The sequence below is a fragment of the Porphyromonas sp. HMSC077F02 genome, assembly GCF_001815465.1.
Taxonomy (GTDB): Bacteria; Bacteroidota; Bacteroidia; order Bacteroidales; family Porphyromonadaceae; genus Porphyromonas_A; species Porphyromonas_A somerae.
In genome coordinates, this window is record NZ_KV820683.1 from 34,346 (window position 1) to 45,775 (window position 11,430).

13 protein-coding genes and 1 tRNA gene are annotated in these 11,430 nt (G+C 47.5%); 3 read left to right on the plus strand and 11 right to left on the minus strand.

What is annotated here, in order from left to right:
- Positions 1-11: 11 nt before the first annotated feature.
- The 9 genes from HMPREF3027_RS07345 to HMPREF3027_RS07385 all read right to left on the minus strand — a co-directional run bounded on the left by HMPREF3027_RS07345 (position 12) and on the right by HMPREF3027_RS07385 (position 6,808).
- Positions 12-689: a YiaD family glycine zipper/OmpA-like lipoprotein gene (locus HMPREF3027_RS07345; protein WP_070707846.1), complete on the minus strand. Its 678-nt coding sequence runs from the start codon at positions 687-689 to the stop codon at positions 12-14.
- A 20-nt stretch (positions 690-709) separates the two neighbouring features.
- Positions 710-1,072, minus strand: coding sequence for a hypothetical protein (locus tag HMPREF3027_RS07350; protein ID WP_070707847.1), 363 nt, complete (start codon positions 1,070-1,072; stop codon positions 710-712).
- A gap of 108 nt (positions 1,073-1,180) precedes the next feature.
- Complete coding sequence (locus HMPREF3027_RS07355; protein ID WP_070707848.1) at positions 1,181-1,840, minus strand: YggS family pyridoxal phosphate-dependent enzyme; 660 nt, start codon at positions 1,838-1,840, stop codon at positions 1,181-1,183.
- On the minus strand, positions 1,837-2,280 hold the full coding sequence (locus HMPREF3027_RS07360; protein ID WP_018027694.1) for a DUF4494 domain-containing protein: 444 nt from the start codon (positions 2,278-2,280) through the stop codon (positions 1,837-1,839). Before HMPREF3027_RS07360 ends, HMPREF3027_RS07355 begins: the two co-directional genes overlap by 4 nt.
- A gap of 1 nt (position 2,281) precedes the next feature.
- Entirely contained in the window at positions 2,282-2,839 is a 558-nt protein-coding gene (locus tag HMPREF3027_RS07365; RefSeq protein WP_021903504.1) for an isochorismatase family protein, read from the minus strand.
- A 4-nt stretch (positions 2,840-2,843) separates the two neighbouring features.
- Positions 2,844-4,022 (minus strand): 1-acyl-sn-glycerol-3-phosphate acyltransferase, encoded by a 1,179-nt coding sequence (locus HMPREF3027_RS07370; protein ID WP_083317550.1) that lies wholly within the window; start codon positions 4,020-4,022, stop codon positions 2,844-2,846.
- A 2-nt stretch (positions 4,023-4,024) separates the two neighbouring features.
- Positions 4,025-5,020 (minus strand): D-alanine--D-alanine ligase, encoded by a 996-nt coding sequence (locus HMPREF3027_RS07375; RefSeq protein WP_070707849.1) that lies wholly within the window; start codon positions 5,018-5,020, stop codon positions 4,025-4,027.
- Positions 5,017-6,108 (minus strand): RluA family pseudouridine synthase, encoded by a 1,092-nt coding sequence (locus HMPREF3027_RS07380; protein ID WP_070707878.1) that lies wholly within the window; start codon positions 6,106-6,108, stop codon positions 5,017-5,019. The genes HMPREF3027_RS07375 and HMPREF3027_RS07380 overlap by 4 nt, the downstream gene beginning before the upstream one ends.
- A gap of 16 nt (positions 6,109-6,124) precedes the next feature.
- Positions 6,125-6,808: a PASTA domain-containing protein gene (locus HMPREF3027_RS07385; RefSeq protein WP_246830559.1), complete on the minus strand. Its 684-nt coding sequence runs from the start codon at positions 6,806-6,808 to the stop codon at positions 6,125-6,127.
- Positions 6,809-7,448: 640 nt separating this feature from the next.
- On the opposite strand from HMPREF3027_RS07385, the gene HMPREF3027_RS07390 reads away from it, so the two are divergent.
- Positions 7,449-8,078 carry a peroxiredoxin gene (locus tag HMPREF3027_RS07390; protein ID WP_018027700.1) on the plus strand — a complete coding sequence of 210 codons (630 nt, stop codon included), beginning with the start codon at positions 7,449-7,451 and terminating at the stop codon, positions 8,076-8,078.
- A gap of 72 nt (positions 8,079-8,150) precedes the next feature.
- Here the strand turns inward: HMPREF3027_RS07390 and HMPREF3027_RS07395 are convergent, their stop codons facing one another.
- Complete coding sequence (locus HMPREF3027_RS07395; protein ID WP_018027701.1) at positions 8,151-9,233, minus strand: acyltransferase; 1,083 nt, start codon at positions 9,231-9,233, stop codon at positions 8,151-8,153.
- 36 nt (positions 9,234-9,269) lie between these two features.
- Positions 9,270-10,508, minus strand: a complete 1,239-nt coding sequence (locus tag HMPREF3027_RS07400) for an alkaline phosphatase family protein (RefSeq protein ID WP_070707851.1) — start codon at positions 10,506-10,508, stop codon at positions 9,270-9,272.
- A gap of 108 nt (positions 10,509-10,616) precedes the next feature.
- Between HMPREF3027_RS07400 and ruvC the strand changes: the two genes are divergently transcribed.
- Together ruvC and HMPREF3027_RS07410 are read left to right on the plus strand one after the other, a co-directional pair.
- Entirely contained in the window at positions 10,617-11,174 is a 558-nt protein-coding gene (gene ruvC / locus HMPREF3027_RS07405; protein WP_070707852.1) for a crossover junction endodeoxyribonuclease RuvC, read from the plus strand.
- Positions 11,175-11,253: 79 nt separating this feature from the next.
- Positions 11,254-11,326 (plus strand) — tRNA-Lys (locus HMPREF3027_RS07410).
- Positions 11,327-11,430 lie beyond the last annotated feature (104 nt).

Here is an 11,430-nt window from a genome sequence, read left to right on the forward strand (position 1 = left end):
TTTACGACTACTTACTTACCGGCTGCCTCTTTTGCCTCCTTGATCATCTTGGCATTAGGCAGAATGAATATCTCTACTCGGCGATTCTTAGCTCTATTCTCTGGGGTTGAGTTGTCCACTACAGGTTGGTCTGGTCCTACCCCTTCGCTAGTCATACGAGCGACATCTACATTGTAGCCACGTAGGAAGTTGCGAACACTCATGGCACGCTCCTCAGAGAGTTTCATATTGTACTCATACCTACCAGTGGCATCGGTGTGGCCAATAATCTTGATATCGGTATCAGGATTGGCATTCATATTCTCTGCAAACTTGCGGAGAGCGTCACGCGATGCTTGGTTGAGTGTGCTAGAGCTAGTAGCGAATAGGATGCCACTATCAAAGGTAACGCGGATCGCTTCACCATTATTCACTGTCTCTACAGTGGCCTCTGGTATCTGCTCCTCTAGCTCCTTAGCTTGCTTATCCATCTGATCGCCGATGATACCACCCGCAGCACCACCCAGGGCGGTACCTATTGCGGCACCCATAGCGGTATTGCCAGCCACCTTACCGATACCGGCTCCGATAGCTGCACCAGCGGCAGCACCAATGCCGAGACCCTTTACTGAATTAGATGCCCCGCATCCGCTCAGTAGCAGACCTAATGATACTGTAGTTACTCCTAAAATAGATTGAAACTTTGTCATAATTCTCTTCTGTTAAATGGTTAATCCTCTTCCCCCAATGATTCATCAAATTCTTGCTGTAGCTGTAGCAGCAGTACCAAGTCCTCCTGACTGATATCTATGTCTTGCTCATCTTCAGCAGCTGTCTTTTGTACGAATTGATAGAGGTCGTCAATATCTATCTCCACCTCATCTTCATCACCCTCAATGTCCTCGGTGTACTCATCCCATAGCTCAAAGAGATATAGGAGGTCTTGGTCTAGGAGGTCATTGATACGCTCCATATCCTTAGTCTCTTCTCGAACGTAGTCCAGTAGCTCTTCATCGTACCAATCGAGCTCGTCATCATCCTCGTAGTCCTCTAAGTCGAGGTCTTTCTCTGAGTCATAATCTTGCTCCTTCATAGCCCTTTATCTCTATAGAATTAGTCATTACCTAGCGGGGTGCTTCCCCTTTACATTCTTACACAAAAGTAGGTAAATAAATGATACAAGCCACTTATTTCCTTTGATTTAACTAAAAATACCACTTCCTACTCTGATGAAGGTAGCTCCGTGCTTCAGTGCCAAAGGGTAGTCGTGAGTCATCCCCATAGAGAGCTCAGAGAAGTGTGGACTCCCCTTGAATGCTCCCTCCTTGAGGCTTTGGAATAACTCCTGTAGGTGTGCGAACTGCCCCTCCACCACACTCATATCATCGGTGAGGGCGGCCATACCCATCAGCCCACAAATCTGGGCATGCTTAAGCTCCTCTATCTCACCACTCTGGAGGAACTCTTGAAGCTCATCCTCGGTAAAGCCGTGCTTAGTCTCTTCGCCTGAGATGTGTATCTGTAGAAGTACTGGCAACGTCTCACGCCCTAGTCTCACACACTGCTTCTCCACCTCCTGTAGTAGTCGAAGGCTATCGATGCTGTGTATCATAGAGACAAAGGGCACCACGTACTTCACCTTATTCCTCTGTAGCGTACCGATGAGGTGCCACTCTATATCCTTGGGTAAGTGCTCTTCCTTAGGGAGTAGCTCCTGAACACGGTTCTCACCAAAAAGTCGTTGACCCGCATCGTATGCTTCCATCACCTCTGCCTCGGTGTGGTACTTAGATACCGCAATGAGCTTTGTACCCTCTGGGAGCTCTCGTCGGAGTGTCTCTAGCCGCTCTTTGATACTCACTTTGCTTCCTCCCCAGTATTTATTTGGTACTTAAATACGTCCATGTAGGTGGTCTCTGTGATACTTGCCACCTCGTAGTCTCCGAGCGTATCCTTCATCCCTTTGTGGAGGTTCTCAAGTGCCTCATCGAGGTCATCGGCTTGTACGATTATCTGCACAAACTTCCGCTTCTCCACCCCTGCCTTTTCGTCGAGGGTGATGAAGCCCACCTTGCTCTTGTAATATCGCTCGCTCTTATCATCAAGGAAAAGCTCGTACAGGCGTACCTTACGGACGCTGTCTACAATGTAGCTTCCTCGGCTGTGCATCTCCTCAGAGATACGGGTCTCTGCCTCTGTAAAGGACTCTGCATCTACCAGGTAAGACTCACTTACCTTGCGCATCTTTCCCGATTGATTAATCTCCTTTTCGTATGTTATTTTGCAGTCAAACCAACTCATATTATTTATCTAGATTCTCTAATGTTACAGATTTTACTTTGGTCTCTCTTATGATTTCATTGAGGGCTGTGCCATCGTCGAGGCTAGGGGAGGCATCCGTGAGGACTGTGATCTTACTCGCTAGTCCATGGCGGACTAGATCCTTTAGGCTATTGAGCACACAGACATTCCCCGCTAGACCGCAGAGTAGAATCTCCTCGGCACTCTCTAGCTCCTTAGGGTAGCTATCCTCAAAAGCACTGTACTGATCGCGGTCTAGATCGCACCCTTTCTCTATAAAACTGATAGGGCAGGGAAGTGCAATGAGTGCCTCCATTAGAGGCTCCCAAATGGCAGCTCCCGTGCTATACTTTACGCAGTGGGTAGGCCAGATGCCACCATTGGGCTCAAAGCTACAATGCTTGATAGGGTGGGCGTCCATGGTCACAAAGACTTGGTCGGCTGCGATCTTTGGCAGTGCTGTAGCCAAACGATCCATTGCCTCCGAGGCACCTCCTACTGGGAGGGTACCTGTGATGAAGTCCAATTGAGGGTCTACTATAATTAAAGCTCTTTTCATAATGCTATCTATATTGCTTGGTGGTAATCAAGTGATTCTTTAGTGGTGTAGCGTACATCTCCAGTATCTTCTCTTTCAAAAACTGGTGATGCTCCGGCGCTGCCTCTACCTTAGCTATCTGCTGGGCTAGGTACTTCTCAAAGGTTGCCTTCTCCTTCTCGCTATACATTTTGGCAAACTGCTCACCGCCATGGAGTGCATCAAAAGCAACGTAATTATTGGGGTAGAAGCGGTAAAGGGTGAATATCTGTCGGTCAATCTCCTCGGCTACTAGCTTCAGAACCTCCTGCTTCGTCTCAGCTGCTTGTGTGATAGTAGAAAGGTCGTAGAGGGTCTCGCCGATGGCAAAGTGTACTCTCCCCTTCTGCCCTTCTAGCCCTGTCTGCATATTGATGAGGTCGTCTAGTGGCGCCTTTTTCCACGACGGATCCAGCTTCTTAGCCAGCATCTCCTTTGCTTTGAGATAGTCACAAGGATCGTACTCGTAGGTGATCGCCACAGGCGTAATGTGCAGTTTGCTGAGGAGCTCTGCTTCACTCTCTCCTCGATCGGCACTGAGGGTAAGCATCTTGAGTACCGCAGTCTGGGTGCGGTCATCGGAGTTTTTGCGTCGCCCTTCACTCTGTGCCAGCCATACAGAAGCCTCACCACCAGCCACTGAGCTTAGGATATAATTAGAGAGTCGCTTGCTCTCTATCAGCATCTCACGCATGGAGGGGCTTCGCTTTACGATAAAGGCATCGGCCAATCGCACCACCACCCTTATCCATTCGCTAATAAGTAGGTTATCCCCAATGGCGATGCGGGGAAATCCTAGTCCCGAGCTGTAGAGTAGGTAGTTGAGAAAGGCAGAGTCGAGAATGATATCTCTATGATTCGAGATAAAGAGTTGCTTCTCCTCACCACGCTTTACCAACTTGCTCTTGCCTGAGATAGTGAGCGAAAAGGTAGAGTCCTTGAGGATTGCTTCAATCACTGGCTTGAGGAAAGTCTCCTTGAAGTTGTAGATGGAGGTCGATCTCTCCACCATCTTATCTAATTGCTCCCTAGTGATATCCCCATAGAAGTGATGGAGGATACCCTGAACCTCCTCTTGTTGGACTAGGTGTGCTACCACCTCCTGTACCTCGCTATCAATATAAGGGCGTATGCTCTCAAAATATATGTCGTCGGTCTTCATCATGGCTATTTATCTCTCTTATGGTTTTCTAAATGATACTGGATAATACTCATCAATACGTCGCCCACCTTCTTGCCATCGGCATGTACCTGCTGAGGGATAAAGCTGGTGGCTGTCATGCCGGGAGTGGTATTGACCTCGAGGAGCACTGGTACCCCCTCCTCAATGATAAAGTCTACTCTAATAATTCCCGACGCCCCGAGATATCCATAGATCTCACGAGTGAGTTGCTGAATCTCAGCCGTCATCTCGGGTGAAATGCGGGCGGGAGTAATCTCCTCCACTGCACCATTGTACTTCGCATCGTAGTCGAAGAATTGATTTTTCGGCACCACCTCCGTCACGGGAAGGATATGCAGTCCCTCACCATCTTTGTAGGCTCCGCAGGTAACCTCAGTGCCGGTAATCAATCCCTCGATCAGCACCTCATCGGCTTCGCTAAAGGCTAGTTCCACCGCTGGTAGAAGGTCATTCACTTCGTCCACTCGGGTAGTAGCTACGCTGCTCCCTCCAGCATTAGGCTTTACAAAGGCGGGCAAGCCGGGCTCTACCGCAAGGATAATAGGACGAATAGGATCGCCCTTCTGCAACCTTACACTTGGCGCAATCTTGATGCCGAAGCTATGGAGAAAGTGCTTGCAGAGGTACTTATTGAAGGTGAGTGCACCGATGGCTGTGGGGCAACAGCTATAGGGGATCCGTAGCATATCTAGGTAGCCGGTGAAGAGCCCATCCTCCCCAGGCGTACCGTGGATGGTAATATAGGCGTAGTCAAAGGTTACCTTGGTGCCATCAATCTGAACGGAGAAGTCGTTGCGGTCAATGGGGTACTCCTTTCCCTCTAGCTGTACCACCCATTTCTCGTGAGTGATGAGCACGGGGAAAATCTCCAGTGGTGCCCCTTCCAAAAAGTGGAGGATGCCCTCTCTACTCTTGAGGGAGACCTCATATTCATTACTGTAGCCACCTGCTACAAGAGCTATCTTAGGGTGTTGATTCATACCTCTATAGGTTCAATGGAGCCAGCCTCTACATATCGTCTCCACTTCTCTAGTAGTGCCGACATATCCTCTGGCAAAGGTGAAGTAAAATCCATCTGCTCCTTCCTCACAGGGTGATAAAAGCCAAGTGTCTGGGCATGTAGTGCCTGTCGGGGGCAGAGAGCAAAACAATTCTCAATGTATTTCTTGTAATTGGCAAAGCGATTGCCTCTAAGTATTTCATTCCCACCGTACCGCTCGTCATTGAAGATCGGATGCCCAATACTCTTCATATGGGCACGGATCTGATGAGTTCGACCAGTCTCTAGCTGGCACCTAATGAGTGAGACATATCCCAGCTCTTCCTCCACCTTGTAGTGGGTGACGGCTGTTTTTCCGACCTCTCCCTCGTAGGGAAAGGTGGTCATAATCATCCTATCCCGAGGATCACGTGCTAGGTTGGTGCGGATCGTCCCCTCCCGCTCCTTTGGACGCCCCCAAATGATTGCTTGGTACTCCCTACGAGTACTCTTCTCAAAGAATTGCCGTGCAAGAGCTGTCCGAACCGTAGGCTCCTTGGCTATCAATAGCAGACCACTCGTGTCCTTATCAATGCGATGGACGAGCCCCACATTGGGGTCGTTGGGGTCGTACTTAGGGTCGTCCTTTAGATAATAGGCAAGGGCATTGAGAAGGGTGCCCGTATAATTGCCGTGACCTGGGTGAACCACCAAACCTGCTGGCTTATTGACCACCATTAGGTAAGGATCTTCGTAGAGAATATTGAGAGGGATATCCTCGGGGATAATCTCTAGTTCGTAGGGAGGTCGCTCTAACCGCAGTGAGACTACTTCGCCAGGGCGCACCTTGTAATTAGATTTCACCGCCCTATCATCCACAAAGAGGGCACCCGCCTCAGCGGCTTGCTGAATGCGATTGCGACTAACCTTGGGCATACGATCTACCAAGAAGCGGTCAATGCGTAGGGGCGTCTGCCCTTTATCTACCACGCAAGAGAAGTGCTCGTAGAGCTGCTCCTCTAGGGTCGGCTCCTCCTCTTCTAGAAGGTCCTCCTCTTCCGTTGCTTCGTAGTCTATGTACTTATCTATCGCCATGGGGCTTTACTCAAAACCAGTTTTCTCCAGAGGGTTCCTCAATTGGGGTGTCAAGCGGAAGGTCTAGCGAACTATTCTGAAGGCTATCCATCATCGCTGTCTCGTACTCTTCGGTCGAGGAGACCTCCATAATCAAGTGGGTGTTGTAGGGGATACGCTCGCCTGCACTGAGGTACCTGCCAGTGCTATCCTTGAGATGCAACACCAGTAGATGGTGTGGCCCTGGTACATATTCTATCGTGACATTCTTAAAACCAGCACCCTTTAGCATCATCTCCACTGAGCGCTCCGATAGCTCTTCAAACTCAGGGATCTTGATGCTCTTGACGTTCATCGTATTGACCGTCACAAAGATCGTGCGGTGGGGCTTGATGCGTGAGCCCGCCTTGGGAGTAGTATCTAGTATGATGCCAGGGGTCTGACCCTCTACATAGACGGAGTCAACCACCTCCATATTTAGGTGCGACCGCCCCAGCATCTCAGAGGCTTCGACTTGCGAAAGCCCAATGATATCGGGTGTCTCTATGGCTTTGCCGTGACGGGTGTATATTTTGAGGAAAAACATTGACCCCCAAAGAAGCAATAATCCAGCTAATACAATCAGTCCTATATGTATCAAAAGCCTAAGCCACCATGGTCGTTTATTGCTCCATGGTAGTTTTAGCTCTTTTTCGTCGGTTTCTTTGTTACTCATTTGCTATGTGATAAGGTAGTATTATTGGCACTTCCATACGTAAGGTATAGTGCCGCCACGTTGTCAATTACCATTCAAAATTACCACAATTCCACGATAGTAGCAAAGATGTACCCTTAGCCCTGTGTATTGAGGAGTCTGTTATTTAGCTTTTATTTAACCACAATTGCTGAGTGTTTCGTGCGGAGTAATAGGCTTATTGTACTTCTTTTGACTTGGAGATTGGGGTGTTTTTTGCCTTATTTTAGGGCGTTGGAAGTGATTTTGTAACCCATTGTTTTTCAGTGTGATATGATGGCGTTAATTGAGTTGCAACTAAGCAACCGGTTAGTTGCATCTCGGCAATTGCTTAGTTGCAACTCGCCGATCGCTTAGTTGCAACTCCACTTTTGGCTACTTACACTATGGGGTAATAGTCAATGGAAAAAGTGGTATAGGAGTGTCGTGGCTAGTATTTTTTTGCAGGCGATAATAATTTTCCGATGTCAAGATTTGTTTTCTAAACATTTCGGGGGTGATGAATGTTATTGGTAATAGAGGAGGAGAAGATTTTCCTTCTTTAGAAAGTTGTTTTTTTTTATTCACCCCGTCACAAAGCTCTTTCTGTAGGTGCGTGATGGATTAAGATTTACAAATAGATATGTTTACATTAGTAGGAAAGAAAGCACCTGATTTTAGTGCAACGGCTGTGAAGGGTAGTCAGTTTATCGAGAACTTTACCCTATCGCAATTTGAGGGAAAGAAGTATGTAGTCCTTTTCTTCTACCCTATGGACTTTACTTTTGTGTGTCCTACGGAGCTACACGCATTCCAGGCAAAGCTCGCGGAGTTTGAGAAGCGTGATGTGCAGCTGATTGGTTGCTCAGTGGATAGCCAATTCTCGCACTTTGCTTGGCTTTCTCAGGATCGTAAGGAGGGTGGTATCAAGGGAGTAGAGTATCCAATTGTTGCCGACTTCTCAAAGGTGATCTCTCAGAACTTCGGCGTTTTGGCTGGTGAGGAGGATTATGATGAGGAGGGTAACCTGATCTTTGAGGGTAATCCTGTAGCTTACCGTGGTCTATTCCTGATTGATAAGGAGGGTATTGTACGCCATATGCTGGTGAATGACCTGCCACTCGGACGTAATGTGGATGAGGTACTTCGTATGGTAGATGCCCTGAAGCACTATGAGGAGTATGGTGAGGTGTGCCCTGCCAACTGGAATGATGGCCAGGAGGCGATCAAGGAGAGCCACGATAGCGTAGCTAACTATCTATCTCACCACTAATCGTTAATAATTTAGTAGGTAAAAGTAGGCGGCTAGTGATTAGTGTTGGACACTGTTCACTAGCCACTTTTTTTATACTCTCCTTGAAATATAATTCCAAGCAACGATACGAATCTGATCAATCAGAGTGGAAGCAAGGTATATGCCAAGAATCATCAGTCCAGTGTATAATATAGCCACTGGAAGGCTGTAGGTGGCATAGAAGTAAAGAACAGCGGTGGTATAGTAGGGAGTGATATTGGGGTTTGCGTGAGTTAAGTAGGCAGAGAAGGAGGAGGCTGCACTCCAATTAATCAGCTTGGATTGAATATTTAGTTTTGAAAAGAATAGCAGTAAAGCAACTGATGAGATAATGACAGTTGGAGCTAAGTAGTCAAAAAGGTAGTGGTGTCTATTATAGATGGCTTTAGCAACCCTTGCTAAATTGCCCCATCCCTCCCCAATAATGGGCAAAGAGACGATAAGGGTGGTGACGATGAGTGAAATGCCAATGTAAGTAAGGAGGTCTATGCTTTTGGGTAACTGAGAAAATCGAGGCTTATAGATACGAATGTACCTAGCGAGTAGGTAGAGACCTATAAATGAGTGTGTTGAATAACCTTCATTAAAGAAGTAAGCATTGCCTAACCAACCATAAGTGGATTGGAATATGAAGAATACGATCAGTACTATTTCATAAACCCGTTTAGAGCTATGCTCAATAAAGAGATTAAGAACTGGAGATAAGATATAGAGCCCAATATAGGCTTTAATAAACCAACCAAGTTTGGTGGCATATAATACCTGTGCAATTCCTTTGAAAGTAAGATCGGAAAACCCACATAAGAGAGCCGTTATATAGATGGCTGTGGAGTAAAAGAGGCACTGAAAGATAAAGTTGAAGAACCCTTTTAGCCTGGGTTTGATCCCAAACCATCCAGATATAAGTACAAAGAGATTGACGCATACAATGGATAGGCTTTGACAGAGCACCATCCAAATGGAATAATAGGTGTTCTGTGTGAAGCATTCCCACTGTGGGGACCCCTGACTAAAGTAATTAGCGTGGACTACGAGGATCAATAGGGTAGCTACAATACGTAGTAGCTCCATATTGGAATCTCGGGTGGTGATTCTTTCCTTTATGGTGTGACTGCTGTGTTGGGTATTATCCATTTCTTTCTTTTGTGGTGCAAATAGTTGATGAGATACTTAGTGGCCTAGGAGCTTCTGCACATCCGCTTCGGTGCCATCGTTGGAGGCTGGTGTTAGCTGGAGTAGGTGGCAGAGGAGTGGGTAGATGGCTACGTTGGGGACTTGACTCACCTTTTTGCCTTTGGCAAATGAGGAACCTACACCAAAGAATATGGCTTGCATCTCGGGCACTGAATTATCAAACCCGTGACCGGCAGCAAGCTTGAGCTCTGGCTCTTCTCTGAAGAAGATATAGCCTCCGAGTTCGGGCATCACGACGATATCTCCGAGTCGCTCTCCTTCGCTAAAGTGGAAGCGTGCAGGTACATCGGCCCTTCGATAGGCGGTGATATTTGGAATCTTTTCAAGCACCGACATAGCCTCGTCAATATACTCTGGGCGCTTGGTGTAGAGGAGGGTGGGGGTGCCATCAACGATATAGCTAAAGCTATCTGCTGGAAGGTAGTCCCAAAGGTTGACGAGTTTTTCGGGCTCATAATCTTTCATCCCGTGGTCGGAGACTATAATAAAATCAACTTGTGAAGCGATGGGAAGCTTGGCTAGTTTACTCCTAAAATAGCCTACTACACTATCCACCTTGGCAACCATCGCCTTGAGTTCGTCGCTCTCGGTACCACAAGTGTGACCCGTGTGATCGGGCTCTTGGAGATACCAGGTGATAAGGCGAGGACGCTCTTCAATCGGCTTTTGCAACCATGCTATCACGGAGTCTGCACGAGCTGTAAAGGAGGTATTGGCATCATACTTTTTCCAATAGCTAGGGTGCATATTTTGCACAGCTGTCTCAGAGCCTACCCAGAAGTAGGAGCCTGCTTTTATCCCTTGTTTCTCGGCGGTATTCCAGATGGGTTCACCCCCATAAAAGGCTGGATTGTATACTCGAGTGCTATCACCGAGACGGTAATAGTCGTTGAGTTCATTGACCCAAAAACGGTTGTTGACAATGCCGTGGTTTTGGGGATAAAGTCCTGTGGCCATGCTATAGTGGTTGGGGAAGGTATTGCTGGGGTAGGAGGGCTGTAGGGAGCCTGATACCCCTTCTGCTGCCATTGCGTCGAGAAACGGGGTGGGTATCTCGTCTAGGTACATATACCTAAAGCCATCTAGCGAGAGGATCACTGCGTATCTCTCTTGTGTCTTTGCTTTTGAAGACTGTTGGTACAGCTTTATCCCTACAAAGATGGCGGAGAGCGTGAGGATTAGAAGTGCCCAAAATGTTGTTTTGCGTCGCGTCATATCTTTTTATTAATCTAATAGGTGTCAATTAAATATGGGCAAAGTTACTAAAACCCTTTGAGGTAGATTGCTCATTTATACTTAACTTTGTAGGAGAACAATTAGATAATGGATCAACAAGTAATCATAGGCATCGACCCTGGTACGATCGTGATGGGCTACGGGGTGCTAAGAGTGTCGGGCAATAAGCCAGCACTAGAGGCGATGGGAATCCTTCGGCTTGACCGCTATAAGTCGCACTACTCTCGTCTCCTGAAGATACAAGAGGCGGTAGAAGCACTGATCACGAGGTATGCTCCCTCGGCGATGGCATTAGAGGCCCCTTTTTATGGGGTTAATATACAGACAACCTTGAAGCTGGGACGTGCACAAGGAGCGGCGATGGTGGCTGCCCTTAAGGCGGGTATCCCAGTTACCGAATATGCGCCGAGTACAATAAAGCGTATGGTTACAGGCAAAGGAAATGCAAGCAAGGAGCAGGTGGCGGCTCTGCTGCAGTATATGCTAAAGATACCGGCGGAAGCGATGATGGAGAAAAATGATGCTACAGATGCGGTGGCGGTGGCATTGACCCATCATCTGCAGCAACTTCGTCCGCATAAAAGCTCTGGAAGCAGCTCTTGGAGCGAATATATTAAGCGAAATCCGGATAAAGTGAAAAAATAAGTCCAATATTTTGGTCAAATAAATATTTTGTGTTACCTTTGCAATCGCAAACGAGAGGTAACGACCTCCCAAAGCAAATGACTTCGTAGCTCAGTTGGTAGAGCAATTGACTCTTAATCAATGGGTCGAGGGTTCGAGCCCCTCCGAGGTCACAGGCGTGGTGAAGTGCTAGCACTTCACCACGCTTTCCTTTAGTATGACATGCCCGTCAGTGATACCAAAAAGAGACTGTTGCACGAAGGCGATCTGCGGCGTT

Bases quoted from the DNA above. Each gene is read 5' to 3' on its own strand.
- HMPREF3027_RS07345 (WP_070707846.1), bottom strand. From the start codon at position 689: ATGACAAAGTTTCAATCTATTTTAGGAGTAACTACAGTATCATTAGGT.
- HMPREF3027_RS07350 (WP_070707847.1), bottom strand. From the start codon at position 1,072: ATGAAGGAGCAAGATTATGACTCAGAGAAAGACCTCGACTTAGAGGAC.
- HMPREF3027_RS07360 (WP_018027694.1), bottom strand. From the start codon at position 2,280: ATGAGTTGGTTTGACTGCAAAATAACATACGAAAAGGAGATTAATCAA.
- HMPREF3027_RS07365 (WP_021903504.1), bottom strand. From the start codon at position 2,839: ATGAAAAGAGCTTTAATTATAGTAGACCCTCAATTGGACTTCATCACA.
- HMPREF3027_RS07370 (WP_083317550.1), bottom strand. From the start codon at position 4,022: ATGATGAAGACCGACGACATATATTTTGAGAGCATACGCCCTTATATT.
- HMPREF3027_RS07375 (WP_070707849.1), bottom strand. From the start codon at position 5,020: ATGAATCAACACCCTAAGATAGCTCTTGTAGCAGGTGGCTACAGTAAT.
- HMPREF3027_RS07385 (WP_246830559.1), bottom strand. From the start codon at position 6,808: ATGAGTAACAAAGAAACCGACGAAAAAGAGCTAAAACTACCATGGAGC.
- HMPREF3027_RS07390 (WP_018027700.1), top strand. From the start codon at position 7,449: ATGTTTACATTAGTAGGAAAGAAAGCACCTGATTTTAGTGCAACGGCT.
- HMPREF3027_RS07395 (WP_018027701.1), bottom strand. From the start codon at position 9,233: ATGGATAATACCCAACACAGCAGTCACACCATAAAGGAAAGAATCACC.
- HMPREF3027_RS07400 (WP_070707851.1), bottom strand. From the start codon at position 10,508: ATGACGCGACGCAAAACAACATTTTGGGCACTTCTAATCCTCACGCTC.
- ruvC (WP_070707852.1), top strand. From the start codon at position 10,617: ATGGATCAACAAGTAATCATAGGCATCGACCCTGGTACGATCGTGATG.